We start from the raw sequence: 13,537 nt of genomic DNA on the forward strand, positions 1-13,537 counted from the left end.
GTCTATTTTTTTAAAAGCCCCAAAATATATCCTATTATAAAACCTATCACAATAGCGCCAGTAAGCCATACTCCAATAGGATAATAGATAGTATGGTAGTAATATCCATCTATTGCAGGGCTTAACTTTATGGAAAATAAGCTATCTTTATTTAGCCACGTGATATAAGCTAATACAGCTACTATAAGAAAAAACAATATTCCATAAAACATCTTCATAACTTAACCTCTTTTACTATCTCTTCTATTATAATAGAATTTTTCTTTTGGGTGGTATCGTCTGTCAATATTCTATGTGGAAAAGCTATGGGAGCTAACTCTATTATGTCAAAAGGTGTTACAAAATCTCTATCCATCAAGAAGGCATAAGATTTGGCCAGATTTATCATTTGCAAAGTACCCCTTGGAGACACACCTACATATACATCTTTGTGTTTTCTTGTTTTTTGTACTATAAACATAAGTACGTCTGCCACATCCTCTGATACGTGTATATGCTTTACATGTTTTATAATATCTAAAACATCTTGTTTTGTAAGTACAGATTGTATATCTGCTAACCTTTCCGAAGGGTCCCCGTTCAAAATCATCAATTTTTCTATATCGTAGGATGGGTATCCCATAGATATTTTTATCATAAACCTATCCAATTCTGATTCTGGCAATGCAAACGTGCCATAGTTGTCCATTGGATTTTGAGTGGCTATTACACAGAAGACATCTTCTAACTTGTGAGTTTTACCCTCTATGCTAACGGTTTTTTCTGCCATGGCCTCTAGTAAAGCGCTTTGAGTTTTTGGTGGAGCCCTATTTATCTCGTCCGCAAGTATTATGTTGCTAAAGATAGGACCAGGTCTAAATACAAAATCTCTTTTCTTTTCGTCGTATATGTATATGCCCAAGACATCCGAAGGCATCAAATCTGATGTAAATTGTATTCTATTAAAAATTAATGACATAGCCTTTGCCATAGATATAGCCAACGTAGTTTTACCAACCCCAGGTACATCTTCTATAAGAATATGCCCGCCAGCAAAGAAAGCAGCCAATACATATCTTATAACGTTTTCTTTGCCTTTTATAATTCTTGATATTTCAAATTCTACTTTTTTAGGATTAATAGCCATATGAACTGTTATATTTTAACTTAATATTCTTCTTCTTGCCACATATCTTTTTGATATCTAACTACTTTGTTTCTGCCAGATTCTTTTGCTTTATAAAGAGCGACATCTGCAAACTTAACAGCCTGCCAGAATTTATCAGTATCTGTTGGTATTTCAGATACTCCTATACTTATCGTCCTTTTTATAGTGGTGTTGTTTGGTAATTTTATAACTCTGTTTTCCATATTTTTCCTTATCTTCTCGGCAACACTTTCACTATCTCCGGGTTTTACGTTTGTTAAAAGCACCATAAACTCTTCACCACCAAACCTTATAGGAATATCCGATTCTCTTATGGATTCTTTTATAGTTTGAGCTACTGTTTTTAACACCATATCTCCTACATCGTGTCCATATTTGTCATTTATCTCTTTGAAGTGATCCACATCTATCATCAAAACACCCGTGGTTTCACCTTTTCTTTTGGCGTTATTTAATATAGGGTCTATGGCTTCTTCTATATATCTTCTATTGTAGAATCCTGTTAATTGATCTTTTATAGATTGCTCTTTTAGTTTCTCCATTAAAAGCTTAGACTCCATAACAGGTATAGCTTCATCTAGATAGCCTTTTATATAAGGTATCATCATATTTACAAAATCTTTCATGTAGTGTTCATATACAATTTGCAATACGTTGTGCACGTGTCCGTTTAGATATATCGGGATGCAGTAATATTCCAAAGAATCTTCTTGTTTTTGAAATTCATTATAGTCCTTTATAAAACACTTGCATACGTTTGGAAATTCATCGCTGTTTACGTCTGCACCAGTCCTATAGGCTCTGCAACAGTTGTTGTCCTTTAAGATTTCTTCCTTGCACCAGAGTTTGTCGGTGCCATTTGCAAATATTAGCTTCATTTTATCGTAATGCACTTCATATAAGCTAAACTTATCCAAAGACATGTAGTGTTCTAGTATTAATCGTAGTCTTTCGTATATATCTTCTTTAGAGCTATCTTTTTCTATGGTTTTTTTGAATTTATATATATTTTCTAGTTCTGTTACTATTTTATCGGTATCTTTTATGGTGTTGCCAGAATTCATAACATCGTATCCTATTAGAGTGAAAGCTTTTTGATGTATACTGTTTAAAGCGTTATGCAGTATATCGATCATCTTATTGAAAAATATCACCACCTTACCAGCCTCATCTATTATTTCGTTGTTTTCTAATACGCTGCTATCTCTTATCTTAGCTTCTTCGAATCTTCCTTCTTGCAGTGAGTCGAAGCTCTTTATAAGCTTATTAAACATATCTATATATGGTTTTGAGAATCTAAATATAGAGTAAGATAACGCACCAAAAAGCCCAACAAAAATTAACAGCGTAGTTAACATTACTAAAAATGCTTTATATCTTATGCCTGTTACATCAAGTGTTATATCTATTGCGCCTAATACCTGGCCGTTTTGGACCTCGTGGCACTGAAAGCAATTTACTATGCCTTTATTCGAGGCTTTATAGGGTATTATGTCTCTAACAAGCACTTTTGATGGGCTTTCATATATTTTGTAAATAGGCTTTCCTGTTAAAAGTACAAGTTTTTCTAAGTTGTCTATTGGTTGTTCTGTCGGAAGCCCTGGACCAAACTGTTTATCTACAGCTTCTCCCCTTACTATATGTATGTTTGTTACACCTTTTACTCGCTCAAGCCTTTTAATATAAGACTCCCTATCTTTTATAACGCCCATTACCATCAAAGATGTTAGTCCGTCTCTTACAATACCAGCCACAGTATTGGCTTTTGATAAAGCGTATCTAATACCTTGCTCTCTAAAAGAAACAGCAAATATTCCTTCCGTTATAATGACTATTGATGTTATAAGTACAAACAATCTAAATATAAGCTTATGTGTTATAGACGTAACTATAAACTTCTTTATTTTATAAAATAAATGCATAATTTTTAATTATATTACAAAATAACTTAAGATGATAAACTATTTTTCCTTATATAGGCTAAAGATAAAAAATCCTCCCAATAAAAACATTATTACCAATATGGCTACCAAAGCTTTTATATATATCATTCCATTTTCGTAAATACGTATATAAGTCCAAATACTATGGGTATAAATATAGGCGCTATTACAAAAGCCCAAAAGCTAAATTCTTCCATAAAGAATATACCTCCTATGTATTATTATAGCCAAGTATTATGCAAATTTTATAAATTTTTGTGATATAATCTTTACCTATGGATATAATAAGTATGATGAAACAGCTTAAGAGCTTAGAGCTAGAGTATGAAAAGCTAAAAACTGAACTTGCTTCTAAAGAGCATATGTTAGAGCGAGCTGGTATTACCATAAAGTTTGACGGTCTTGGCAATATAAAGGATTTTAGTATATCAGAAGATGTGTCTTCAAAACCTATAGCAGAATTTAAGGATGATCTTAAAAGCCTAATAGAAGAATACCAGGATATGGTAAAAGAGAATCTTACTAAAGCTATGAAAGATAGATTGTTAGGGAGTATCCCTTTTGGCCTTTGAGGATTTTATACCAAGAAATCTTCTAAAAGCTTTGGAAAACATAAAACATATACCTGGCTATGGTGAAAAAAACGCTTCAAGGTTTGTATACGGCTTTTTAAAGCTTGATAAAATCAAAAAAGAAGATATCGTAAAAAGCTTAGAAAATCTTTTTTCTATAACTACATGTAAAGAGTGCAACATACTTACAGATCAAGAAGTTTGTGCTATATGCTCTAATCCAAAAAGAAGTAAAAAGTATATAGCTGTAGTAGAAGAGTCTCAAGATGCTTACAAGATAGAAAAATTGGAGCGTTTTAAAGGTGTTTATCATATTTTAGGTGGTCGTATAAGTCCACTGGAGGGTATAGCACCAGAAGATTTGAGTATAGAGCTTTTAAAAGAAAGAATAAGAAAATACAATCCGAAGGAGATAATAATAGCCACAAATCCAAACCCGGAGGGTGAGGCTACAGCTAACTATCTTATAAAAATAATAAAAAGCTTAAACAATAAATCTGCTACAAGTATGCCACGCACCACAAGTATGCCACGCACCACAAGTCTACCACGGTCTACTACACCGAAGATAACACGCATAGCCACCGCTATCCAGTTTGGTACGCTTATAGAGTATGTGGACGATCTATCTTTGGAAGAGAGCATAGAAAAAAGGGAATAGTGTGCCAAAGGCATTTCTCTGAGCTTTTGAGTGTCTTTGCATGTTCATTAGATCCGAAACGCGCTGATAGCGCTCTAGTGTGCCAAAGGCATTTCTCTGAGCTTTTGAGTGTCTTTGCATGTTCATTAGATCCGAAACACGCTGATAGCGCTCTAGTGTGCTTTAGCATTTTTCATAGTTTTGAGCGGCTTTGTCTGTTCTTTAGCTTTGAAACGCGCTGATAGCGCTCTAGTGTGCCGATGGGCATTTCTTACATCGTATATGCCTGTTCTTTCATCTTGCTACGACAAGTATGCCACGCAATAGTAAAATGCGGGCGCTACCGCTCTACATCTCTTCATAAGCTACACCCATTAACCTTGCCAATTCTTTTGGATCTGGACTGTATTTTAGAGCATCTTCTTTTGTTATAAGCCCCATACCGTATAGTTTTCTTAAGTGTTGATTCATGGTTTGCATACCTGTTTGAGCTTGACCTGATTGCATCAAAGCGTAAGCTTGTGGTAGCTTATTTTCTTTTATCAAATTCCTTATACCTGTGTTTGGTATTAAAAGCTCGTAAGCTAACACTCTACCACCGTTTATTTTGGGTAAAAGCCTTTGAGATATAATACCTTGCAAAGAGATAGAGAGCTGTGTCCTTATTTGATCCTTTTCTTCTGCACTAAATACATCTACAATTCTATTTATAGTGGATATAGCGGTATTTGTATGAAGTGTTCCAAATACCAAGTGCCCTGTTTCAGCTGCTCTTAAAGCCATTTCTATAGTTTCTCTATCTCTCATTTCACCTACTAGTATTACATCTGGGTCTTCTCTTAAAGCGCTTCTTAAAGCATCGGAAAAACTTGGTACATCTTGTCCTAACTCGCGCTGGTTTACAATACCTTTACTATGTTTAAAAAGATATTCTATCGGATCTTCCACTGTTATAACATGTACAGGCTCATTATCAAGTATATACTGTATCATCGATGCTAAGGTCGTGGATTTACCGCTACCTGTTGGACCTGTTACTAGAATAAGTCCCATACTCCTTTTGGTAAGTTCTAAGACCTTTGTGTCCAACCCTAATTTTGTAATATCTTTTATCTCGCTGGTTAAGTATCTTAAAACCATACTTACAGAGTCTCTTTGTCTAAATACATTTACGCGAAATCTGCCTAAACCGTGTACTCCGATAGAAAAATCTACTGCATTTTTCTCTTCAAATACTTTTTTATATTTCTCAAGCATAATGCCGTAGGCTAAATGCTGTGTATCTTCAGGTGTTAATGTATTGTATTCTTCTAAAAACTTTATTTTGCCATCTGCTCTTATAGCAGGTTTAGAGCCTGCCACTATGTGAATATCACTTCCTTTGTTTTTTACCAGTATTTCTGTTAACGTCCCTATATCAAGTTGCATAAGTTCCTCCTTAATGTTTGAAATTATCTTAATCTTGTATAGATACTCTTAACACTTCTTCTAAAGATGTAATTCCTTTGTTTACTTTTATTATACCAGACTGAAACAATGTCTTCATACCTTTTTTAATAGCTATTTCTCTTATCTCTTCTGTGGTTTTCTTTTGATTTATAGCCTCTCTTATTTCATTATCTACAAACATGAGTTCTGCTATTACAGTTCTTCCTTTATAACCTAAATAGTTGCAATGTTCACAGCCTTGCTTGCTTGCTTTATATATTGTATTGGTGGTAATGCCGTAATATTCTCTTTTTTCCTTTGTGGGTTCATATGGTATTTTGCAATATGGACACAACTTTCTAACAAGCCTTTGAGCGGATACTGCCAAAAGTGAAGATGATATGAGAAACGGTTCTATCCCCATGTCTATAAGCCTTGCTACCGTACTTGGCGCATCGTTTACATGTAGCGTTGATAGGACTAAGTGCCCAGTAAGAGATGATTTTATCGCTATTTCAGCCGTTATAGCATCTCTTATTTCACCTACAAGCATAATATCTGGGTCTTGCCTTAAAAATGACCTTAAAACCGATTCGAAAGTCCTTCCTACTTTTTCATCTATTTGGACTTGATTAAGCCCTGGTATATTTATTTCTACCGGGTCTTCGGCAGTTACTATATTTACATCTTCTTTGTTTAAGTCTTGAAGTATTGAATAAAGGGTTGTAGTTTTCCCGCTACCTGTGGGTCCTACCACTAGTATTATCCCATAAGGTTTGCTGTAAGTTTGTTTTAGTTTTTCCACTTCATCTTCTTCAAATCCAAGCGTTTCTAATTTTAAAGCTGAAAACTCATCAGGAAACTGCACTCTCATTACTATTTTTTCACCGAATATTGTAGGAAGTGTCGATATTCTAAGCTGAACTTTTTTATTTGATATTCTTACTTTTATTGTCCCGTCTTGAGGCTTTCTTCTTTCCGATATATCGAGGTTTGCCAATATTTTAAACCTAGATACTAGTGGTTCTTTTATATTTGTTGGGTAAGTGTCTATTTTTTTCAGCATTCCATCTATTCTAAATCTTAGAACAATTTCTTTTTCCTGAGGCTCTATATGTATATCAGAAGCACCATCTTTTACAGCTCTATAAAGTATGGAGTCAGCCAATTTCACGATTGCACTTTCGCTTGATTGTTCTACCAACTTTTCTATATTGATATCGTATTCTTGGTTTACTTCTATATATACCTCTTCTGTGCTTAAGTCTATAGATCCAGAACTATGAAAGATATTATCTATTACACTTTTTATGTGTGACGGTGCCGCGTACCAGATTATTACATTTGTTTTTTTGGTAATGTACTTTATTTGATTTTCATCTATGTACGGCATATATGTAGCTACAATAATATTATTGTCAGACATAGAAATGGGTATTATTTTATTTTTTACTATAAAATCTTGAGGAAATAAGTTTAAAAGATTTTTATCTATTTTATCTATGTTTACTATGCTACCGTATCTATCTACAAATTTAAACATTTTTGAATATGCGTTAAGAAGATCTTGCTCAGTTATTTTTTTAGTTTCTACAAGATAGCTTACTATGTCTATATCTAGATCTTTTAATTCTTTTAATGTATTGTCATCTATGAGTCCTTCGTTTCGCAAAAATCTTAAAAACCTTAAATTCCTTTCTGTATCCGGCATATTTATAAATTATAAATAAATTTAAGATAGTTATACAGTGTTTTTAGCACCTCTTTATAATCTTCTCCTTTCTCGCTTATTATATCCATTTTGTGTTCTAGTTCTCTGGTAAATTCTTCAGATACCAAATAAGAAAGCTCTTTGTTTTGCTTTAGAAAGTTATATACTTCTATGCCGAGTTTAGTAGATATAAGCTTTGATCTTTTCTCTATTAGATACTTTCTTTCTAAAAGCCTAGAAACTATGATAGAGTATGTGGATTGGTCTTCCTATTCCTTTTTCTTTCATTTCTTTAACGAGTTCTTCTTGTGTATAATGGCATTTTTTTTGTAGAAATACTCTTCCCATAAGTTTAACTCTTTTTCTATATCGCACTACTCTTTTAAAAACCCTCTTTCAATACATCGCATACGTTTTCTTCTTTTAGACATTTTTCGCAAGGTAGACCTTTTGCAACTCTATAAGAGGATATATCACCTCCACAGTTTGGGCATAGGTTTTTAAATATAGCCTATATCATCTATATTTCTATCTGAGCTATAAAGCTGAAGTTTCTTCCAAAGCCGTTGTAGTCAAGGCCGTATCCTACAACAAACTTATCTTCTATTTCAAAACCTACGTAATCTGCCTTTATACTAACCTCTCTTCTAGAGGGCTTATCAAGGAGCACGCATATCTTAAGGCTTTTCGGATGTTTTGATAATATTAGCTCCTTTACTTTACTTAGTGTTTTGCCCGTGTCTAATATATCATCTACCAAGATTACATCTTTATCCTTTATATCAAAACTAATATCGCAAAGGATATTAAGATTTGAAGATTTATCTCCTACGTATGAGCTTACTTTCATAAAATCAACAAACACATTTTTTTGTATATGTCTTGATAAATCACTTACAAACATAAATGAACCGTTTAAAAGCCCCAATATATAAACTTCTTCGTAGTCTTTTTCTATAGTTTTTGATAATTCTATGACTCTTTTTTGTAAATCAAAGCTGTTTATAATAGGTCTTACTTTCATCTTCTAGCCTATTCTCCAATATTTAACATTTTACCATAATTTGTGCTATAATTTAAGGCTACATTTTTGTGGCCTTTAAAAGCTACAAAACTTGAATTTTTTTTGAAGAAATGTTATAATATAACATTTAGTAAGTAGGAGAGATAGCCAAGCGGCCAACGGCAAGGGACTGTAAATCCCTCGGGCTTCGCCCTTCGCAGGTTCGAATCCTGCTCTCTCCACCATTTTAGCGGATGTAGCTCAATGGTAGAGCAGCTGCCTTCCAAGCAGCAGGCTGCGGGTTCGAGTCCCGTCGTCCGCTTTTGTTTTTAGTTTTGTTTTTAGCCCTGGTAGCTCAGTCGGTAGAGCACACCCTTGGTAAGGGTGAGGTCGCCGGTTCAAGTCCGGTCTAGGGCTTTTGAAAATTTTTTTGGGGGTTTAGCGTTTTATGGCAAAGGAAAAGTTTGTTAGAGAGAAAGAGCACATCAACGTAGGTACCATAGGTCACGTTGACCATGGTAAATCTACCTTAACATCTGCTATCACCTGTGTGTTAGGTGCTGGTGTATTATCAGGCGGTAAGGCAAAATGCTACCGTTATGAAGAAATAGACAAAGCACCTGAAGAAAAAGAAAGAGGTATTACCATCAACATAACTCACGTTGAATACGAAACACCAAAAAGACACTACGCTCACGTTGACTGTCCCGGACACGCAGACTACATAAAGAACATGATTACAGGTGCCGCTCAAATGGACGGTGCAATACTTGTTGTATCAGCAGCAGATGGTCCAATGCCCCAAACCAGAGAACACGTTTTGCTAGCAAGACAAGTTAACGTCCCTTACATAGTGGTATTTATGAACAAATGCGATATGGTAGATGACCCAGAGCTATTAGATCTAGTAGAGTTAGAAGTAAGAGACCTGCTAAACAAGTACGAATTTCCGGGTGATGATGTGCCAATTATAAGAGGTTCTGCTTTAGGAGCACTAGAAGAACTAGACAAAGGCAAACCAGACAAATGGTGCAATGCAATAGTAGACCTTATGAAAGCCTTAGATGACTATATACCATCTCCTCAAAGAGAAACTGATAAGCCATTCCTAATGCCAATAGAAGATGTCTTTACCATATCTGGTAGAGGTACAGTTGTCACAGGTAGAGTAGAAAGAGGTGTGCTAAAACCAGGCGAAGAAGTGGAAATAGTAGGTCTAAAAGAAGAATCCCTAAAAACTACAGCCACATCTGTGGAAATGTTTAGAAAAATCCTTGACGAAGCATTACCCGGTGACAACGTAGGTGTGTTATTAAGAGGTGTAGGTAAAGACCAAGTAGAAAGAGGTCAAGTCTTAGCAAAGCCAGGTTCTATAACTCCACATAAAAAGTTCAAAGCTCAAGTTTACGTATTGTCAAAAGAAGAAGGTGGTAGACACACTCCATTCTTCCTAAACTACAGACCACAATTCTACATAAGAACCGCTGACGTAACTGGTACAGTGGTAAAGCTTCCAGAAGGTCAAGAGATGGTAATGCCTGGTGATAACGTAGAGTTTGAAGTAGAGCTAATACATCCAGTAGCTATGGAAGAAGGCCTTAGATTTGCCATAAGAGAAGGTGGTAGAACAGTTGGTGCTGGTGTTGTCACCAAGATTATAGAGTGAGGAAGAAAGTATGAGAGAAATTATTACGTTGGCCTGTACTGAATGCAAGAGAAGAAATTATTCTATCACTAAAAACAGGCAAAAACATCCCCAAAGGGTTGAAATAAGGAAGCATTGTCCTTGGTGTAACAAGCACGTAGTTCATAGAGAGGTAAAATAGGGGCACTAGCTCAATTGGCAGAGCGCGGGACTCCAAATTCCGCGGTTGGGGGTTCGACTCCTCCGTGCCCCGCTCTTACGATGAGTTTTGGGATTTTAGATGGATAAAATTTTAAATTTTTTAAAAGAAGTAAAGCAAGAGTTACGCAAGGTATCTTGGCCTGATAAAAAACTCGTCATAAGGGCGACGGTTAGTGTTATAATATTTTCCTTATTTTTTGGAATTTATTTATGGATTGTAGATTTGAGTTTTACGAAGATTTTGTCGTTTATATTTGGTATTTGGGGTGGTAGTTTATGACTGATATGAAGTGGTATGCTCTGCAGGTTGAAGCCGGAAAGGAGACCACCGCTAAAGAATCTCTTATGAAGGTTATAGAACTTGACAAGATAAACGATCTGGTAGAAGATATAGTGTTGCCTGCAGAGGAAAAAGTAGTTATAAAAGCCCTAGGGAAAGAAAAATATAGATTATCTTTAAGAGGAAACAACAGGGATATAAGTGTTTTGGGTAAAAAATGCGTAACTGTATTTAGAATAGAAGAAGGCACTGTAAAGGTTGTGCCATCGGAAGATGATGAAGACTGTAACCATGACTGTATAAGGGCTGGAGAAATATCTAAACCGGGGCAAAAAATTACTTGCAAGGACAATAAAACTGAAGCAAAAATAGTTTTGGATAATAAAATGTTTCCAGGGTATATATTGTTAAAAGCTCATATGGACGACAGGCTTTTAAGAGCAATAGAAAAGGCACCGCACGTTTACAAGCCGGTCTTGGTGGGTGGCAAAATAGCCCCTTTGAAAGAGGAAGAAGTAAATAAAATATTGGCACATGCTCAGAGAGGATTCAAAACCAAAAAAGCGGTATTTGAAAAAGGTGAGCAGGTTAGAATTATAGAAGGTCCTTTTATGAGTTTTACCGGTACTATAGAAGAAGTGAACTTAGAAAGAGAAAAGTTAAATGTGCTTATTAGCATATTTGGAAGGTTAACACCTGTGGAGCTTGATTTTTCACAGGTAGAAAAGATATAAGGAGTAGCATATGGCTAAAAAGTTAACAGCTACAGTTGAATTGATGCTTCCAGCGGGGCAAGCGACACCGGCTCCTCCTGTTGGGCCTGCTTTAGGTCAGCATGGTATAAATATAATGGAGTTTGTGAAGCAGTTTAACGCTGCTTCAAAAGATATGGAACCCGGTACTATTGTGCCGGTTGTGATTAGTATATATGCTGATAGAAGTTTTACGTTTATAATGAAAACACCGCCTACTTCTTTCTTGTTGAAGAAGGCGGCAAAGGTCCAAAAGGGCTCATCTGATCCAAAACGTCAAAAGGCTGGTAAGATTACCTTAAATCAGTTAAAAGAGATAGCTCAATTAAAAGCTAAAGATATGAACACTCAAGATCTAGATGCTGTTATGAGAACGATAGCCGGTACTGCCAGAAGCATGGGCATAGAAATAGAAGGTTATAAGGGGTAAGTGTTATGAGAAGAGGAAAGAAGTATATAGAGGCTTCTAAGCTTGTAATGCCAGGTAAAACTTATGCTTTGCCTGAAGCGGTAGAGATTCTTAAAAAAATGGAAGACATCTTAAAGCATAAGTTTGATGAAACTGTTGAACTTGCTATGAAGTTGGGTGTAGATCCTAAGTATGCCGACCAAATGGTTAGAGGGTCTTTAGTGTTACCGGCCGGGCTTGGAAGAGAGCTAAAGGTGTTGGTTTTGGCTGAAGGTGATGCTATAAAAGAAGCCCAAAACGCTGGGGCCGATTATGCTGGTGGCGATGATATAATAAATAAAATCCTTAAAGAGTCTTGGGTAGATTTTGATGTAGTGATAGCTACACCAGAGATAATGCCAAAGGTTGGTAAGCTTGGTAAAGTGCTTGGACCAAGAGGCCTAATGCCAAACCCAAAAACCGGTACCGTGACACCTAACGTAAAAGCAGCTGTAGAAGAAGCTAAAAAGGGTAGAGTAGAGTTCAAAGTAGATAAAACCGGTAATATTCATATGCCTATAGGTAAAATAAGCTTTAAACCAGAAGATATTATGAAAAATGCTTATGCGGCTATAGATGCTGTGGTAAGAGCAAAGCCTCCAGGTGCCAAGGGCCAATATGTGAAGAATATAGCTATATCTTTAACGATGAGCCCTTCTGTTGAACTTGATATACAAACAACGCTAAAACAATTGCAAGAAGCTGTAGCTTAAGTGAGGTGAAGTTATGAACAAAGAGACGCTTCAGAAGAAGATAGAAACGGTAGAAGGTTATAAGAAAAAGCTTACCAAAAGCAATTTTGTATTGTTTTTCAACTTCAACGGATTACCTGCGGATGTGGCTACTTCTCTAAGAAGAGAGCTTAAATCTGTAGATTCTGAGATGTTGGTGGGTAGGACTACGCTATTTTTTAGGGCTTTTGAGAATACGATAATACATGATCACAGAGAAATCTTTGTGGGACCAACGGCTGTTATCTTTTCATACAAAGACCTGGCTAAAACTGCCAAGATTGTTTTTGATACATGTAAAAGCATTGACAAAGATAACCCGCTCAGATTTGTAAAAGCTGGTATGCTAGGCAATAAATACCTTACGCCTAAAGATATTGAAGCTCTTGCCAATTTACCAAGTATGGAAGTGCTTGTATCTAAGCTTATGGGTGTATTGCAGGCCCCTGTGGTTGGCTTTATAATGGCGTTAAAAGCTGTTCCCCAAAAGCTTGTACTTACTTTAAAAGCTGTAGAAACTAAGAATTCTTAAAAAATTTTTTTTGGAGGTTTGTAGAGATGGCTACACTTACAATCGATGAAATTGTGGACGCTATAAGCGGCATGACAGTGTTGGAAGTTGCAGAGCTTGTGAAAAAGCTCGAGGAAAAATTTGGTGTTTCGGCGGCCGCTATGGTAGCAGCATCACCAGCAGCCGGAGGAGCTGCAGCATCACCAGCAGCTGAGGAAAAGACCGAGTTTGATGTGATATTACAAGATGCTGGAGCTAACAAACTCAACGTTATAAAGGTTGTTAGAGAGCTAACGGGTTTAGGTCTTAAAGAGGCTAAAGACTTAGTGGACGGAGCTCCAAAACCAATTAAGCAAGGTGTATCTAAAGAAGAAGCGGAAAATATAAAGAAAAAGCTAGAAGAAGCTGGTGCAAAAGTAGAAGTAAAATAAAGCTTTGGCAACTTTAAGGGTTTTATTAAAAGAAGGTGATGCACCCCATGTTAGGGGTGCATTTTGCTTTTTTCAATATGTTTAAAAATTTTAA

The 13,537-nt window shown here is 35.9% G+C and carries 17 protein-coding genes and 4 tRNA genes; 14 read left to right on the forward strand and 7 right to left on the reverse strand.

The annotated features are described in order from the left end of the window. Nucleotides 1–2: 2 nt before the first annotated feature. From HY04AAS1_RS01225 to HY04AAS1_RS01235, 3 genes are read right to left on the reverse strand one after another with little or no spacing between them, the layout of a single operon-like run. Complete coding sequence (locus tag HY04AAS1_RS01225; RefSeq protein ID WP_012513288.1) at nt 3–218, reverse strand: hypothetical protein; 216 nt, start codon at nt 216–218, stop codon at nt 3–5. Next, complete coding sequence (locus HY04AAS1_RS01230) at nt 215–1,126, reverse strand: MoxR family ATPase (RefSeq protein WP_012513289.1); 912 nt, start codon at nt 1,124–1,126, stop codon at nt 215–217. The genes HY04AAS1_RS01225 and HY04AAS1_RS01230 overlap by 4 nt, the downstream gene beginning before the upstream one ends. 20 nt (nt 1,127–1,146) lie before the next feature. Then, nucleotides 1,147–3,069, reverse strand: coding sequence for a GGDEF domain-containing protein (locus HY04AAS1_RS01235; protein WP_012513290.1), 1,923 nt, complete (start codon nt 3,067–3,069; stop codon nt 1,147–1,149). Nucleotides 3,070–3,365: 296 nt separating this feature from the next. Here HY04AAS1_RS01235 and HY04AAS1_RS01240 point away from each other — a divergent pair, with 296 nt between their 5' ends. Both HY04AAS1_RS01240 and recR read left to right on the forward strand, forming a co-directional pair. Next, nucleotides 3,366–3,662, forward strand: a complete 297-nt coding sequence (locus tag HY04AAS1_RS01240; RefSeq protein WP_337954080.1) for a hypothetical protein — start codon at nt 3,366–3,368, stop codon at nt 3,660–3,662. Beyond that, nucleotides 3,652–4,323, forward strand: coding sequence for a recombination mediator RecR (gene recR / locus HY04AAS1_RS01245; protein WP_012513293.1), 672 nt, complete (start codon nt 3,652–3,654; stop codon nt 4,321–4,323). Before HY04AAS1_RS01240 ends, recR begins: the two co-directional genes overlap by 11 nt. Before the next feature lie 327 nt (nt 4,324–4,650). On the opposite strand, the gene HY04AAS1_RS01250 is transcribed toward recR, so the two are convergent. The 4 genes from HY04AAS1_RS01250 to hpt form a co-directional block, all read right to left on the reverse strand. Next, nucleotides 4,651–5,730 carry a type IV pilus twitching motility protein PilT gene (locus tag HY04AAS1_RS01250; RefSeq protein ID WP_012513294.1) on the reverse strand — a complete coding sequence of 360 codons (1,080 nt, stop codon included), beginning with the start codon at nt 5,728–5,730 and terminating at the stop codon, nt 4,651–4,653. A gap of 28 nt (nt 5,731–5,758) precedes the next feature. Then, on the reverse strand, nt 5,759–7,441 hold the full coding sequence (locus HY04AAS1_RS01255; protein ID WP_012513295.1) for a GspE/PulE family protein: 1,683 nt from the start codon (nt 7,439–7,441) through the stop codon (nt 5,759–5,761). 2 nt (nt 7,442–7,443) lie between these two features. Further along, nucleotides 7,444–7,689 carry a DNA topoisomerase gene (locus HY04AAS1_RS08410; protein ID WP_337954098.1) on the reverse strand — a complete coding sequence of 82 codons (246 nt, stop codon included), beginning with the start codon at nt 7,687–7,689 and terminating at the stop codon, nt 7,444–7,446. Nucleotides 7,690–7,961: 272 nt separating this feature from the next. Next, nucleotides 7,962–8,465, reverse strand: coding sequence for a hypoxanthine phosphoribosyltransferase (gene hpt, locus HY04AAS1_RS01260; protein WP_012513296.1), 504 nt, complete (start codon nt 8,463–8,465; stop codon nt 7,962–7,964). A 137-nt stretch (nt 8,466–8,602) separates the two neighbouring features. Between hpt and HY04AAS1_RS01265 the strand changes: the two genes are divergently transcribed. From HY04AAS1_RS01265 to rplL, 12 genes are all read left to right on the forward strand, one after another. Beyond that, a tRNA-Tyr gene (locus tag HY04AAS1_RS01265) sits at nt 8,603–8,689 on the forward strand. 5 nt (nt 8,690–8,694) lie between these two features. Then, nucleotides 8,695–8,766, forward strand: a tRNA-Gly gene (locus HY04AAS1_RS01270). Nucleotides 8,767–8,788: 22 nt separating this feature from the next. Continuing rightward, nucleotides 8,789–8,861 (forward strand) — tRNA-Thr (locus HY04AAS1_RS01275). Between the two features lie 31 nt (nt 8,862–8,892). Continuing rightward, nucleotides 8,893–10,110: an elongation factor Tu gene (tuf, locus tag HY04AAS1_RS01280; protein WP_012513297.1), complete on the forward strand. Its 1,218-nt coding sequence runs from the start codon at nt 8,893–8,895 to the stop codon at nt 10,108–10,110. Between the two features lie 10 nt (nt 10,111–10,120). After that, nucleotides 10,121–10,270: a 50S ribosomal protein L33 gene (gene rpmG / locus HY04AAS1_RS08350; protein WP_012513298.1), complete on the forward strand. Its 150-nt coding sequence runs from the start codon at nt 10,121–10,123 to the stop codon at nt 10,268–10,270. Further along, nucleotides 10,270–10,342, forward strand: a tRNA-Trp gene (locus HY04AAS1_RS01285). The genes rpmG and HY04AAS1_RS01285 overlap by 1 nt, the downstream gene beginning before the upstream one ends. A 27-nt stretch (nt 10,343–10,369) precedes the next feature. Then, nucleotides 10,370–10,570 (forward strand): preprotein translocase subunit SecE, encoded by a 201-nt coding sequence (gene secE / locus HY04AAS1_RS01290; RefSeq protein ID WP_012513299.1) that lies wholly within the window; start codon nt 10,370–10,372, stop codon nt 10,568–10,570. Further along, nucleotides 10,567–11,304, forward strand: coding sequence for a transcription termination/antitermination protein NusG (gene nusG, locus HY04AAS1_RS01295; RefSeq protein WP_012513300.1), 738 nt, complete (start codon nt 10,567–10,569; stop codon nt 11,302–11,304). Before secE ends, nusG begins: the two co-directional genes overlap by 4 nt. Before the next feature lie 10 nt (nt 11,305–11,314). Beyond that, on the forward strand, nt 11,315–11,752 hold the full coding sequence (gene rplK, locus HY04AAS1_RS01300) for a 50S ribosomal protein L11 (RefSeq protein ID WP_012513301.1): 438 nt from the start codon (nt 11,315–11,317) through the stop codon (nt 11,750–11,752). A 5-nt stretch (nt 11,753–11,757) separates the two neighbouring features. Beyond that, nucleotides 11,758–12,483 carry a 50S ribosomal protein L1 gene (gene rplA, locus HY04AAS1_RS01305; protein WP_012513302.1) on the forward strand — a complete coding sequence of 242 codons (726 nt, stop codon included), beginning with the start codon at nt 11,758–11,760 and terminating at the stop codon, nt 12,481–12,483. Nucleotides 12,484–12,496: 13 nt separating this feature from the next. Then, entirely contained in the window at nt 12,497–13,033 is a 537-nt protein-coding gene (gene rplJ, locus HY04AAS1_RS01310) for a 50S ribosomal protein L10 (protein ID WP_012513303.1), read from the forward strand. A gap of 26 nt (nt 13,034–13,059) precedes the next feature. Beyond that, nucleotides 13,060–13,443: a 50S ribosomal protein L7/L12 gene (rplL, locus tag HY04AAS1_RS01315; protein ID WP_012513304.1), complete on the forward strand. Its 384-nt coding sequence runs from the start codon at nt 13,060–13,062 to the stop codon at nt 13,441–13,443. Nucleotides 13,444–13,537 lie beyond the last annotated feature (94 nt).

Origin of the sequence: Hydrogenobaculum sp. Y04AAS1, assembly GCF_000020785.1 — a bacterium.
GTDB lineage: Bacteria > Aquificota > Aquificia > Aquificales > Aquificaceae > Hydrogenobaculum.

What these genes read in the sequence shown, in the direction of transcription:
- HY04AAS1_RS01225 (WP_012513288.1), bottom strand. Translation starts at nt 218, where the DNA reads ATGAAGATGTTTTATGGAATATTGTTTTTTCTTATAGTAGCTGTATTA.
- HY04AAS1_RS01230 (WP_012513289.1), bottom strand. Translation starts at nt 1,126, where the DNA reads ATGGCTATTAATCCTAAAAAAGTAGAATTTGAAATATCAAGAATTATA.
- HY04AAS1_RS01235 (WP_012513290.1), bottom strand. Translation starts at nt 3,069, where the DNA reads ATGCATTTATTTTATAAAATAAAGAAGTTTATAGTTACGTCTATAACA.
- HY04AAS1_RS01240 (WP_337954080.1), top strand. Translation starts at nt 3,366, where the DNA reads ATGGATATAATAAGTATGATGAAACAGCTTAAGAGCTTAGAGCTAGAG.
- HY04AAS1_RS01250 (WP_012513294.1), bottom strand. Translation starts at nt 5,730, where the DNA reads ATGCAACTTGATATAGGGACGTTAACAGAAATACTGGTAAAAAACAAA.
- HY04AAS1_RS01255 (WP_012513295.1), bottom strand. Translation starts at nt 7,441, where the DNA reads ATGCCGGATACAGAAAGGAATTTAAGGTTTTTAAGATTTTTGCGAAAC.
- hpt (WP_012513296.1), bottom strand. Translation starts at nt 8,465, where the DNA reads ATGAAAGTAAGACCTATTATAAACAGCTTTGATTTACAAAAAAGAGTC.
- tuf (WP_012513297.1), top strand. Translation starts at nt 8,893, where the DNA reads ATGGCAAAGGAAAAGTTTGTTAGAGAGAAAGAGCACATCAACGTAGGT.
- rpmG (WP_012513298.1), top strand. Translation starts at nt 10,121, where the DNA reads ATGAGAGAAATTATTACGTTGGCCTGTACTGAATGCAAGAGAAGAAAT.
- secE (WP_012513299.1), top strand. Translation starts at nt 10,370, where the DNA reads ATGGATAAAATTTTAAATTTTTTAAAAGAAGTAAAGCAAGAGTTACGC.
- nusG (WP_012513300.1), top strand. Translation starts at nt 10,567, where the DNA reads ATGACTGATATGAAGTGGTATGCTCTGCAGGTTGAAGCCGGAAAGGAG.
- rplK (WP_012513301.1), top strand. Translation starts at nt 11,315, where the DNA reads ATGGCTAAAAAGTTAACAGCTACAGTTGAATTGATGCTTCCAGCGGGG.
- rplA (WP_012513302.1), top strand. Translation starts at nt 11,758, where the DNA reads ATGAGAAGAGGAAAGAAGTATATAGAGGCTTCTAAGCTTGTAATGCCA.
- rplJ (WP_012513303.1), top strand. Translation starts at nt 12,497, where the DNA reads ATGAACAAAGAGACGCTTCAGAAGAAGATAGAAACGGTAGAAGGTTAT.
- rplL (WP_012513304.1), top strand. Translation starts at nt 13,060, where the DNA reads ATGGCTACACTTACAATCGATGAAATTGTGGACGCTATAAGCGGCATG.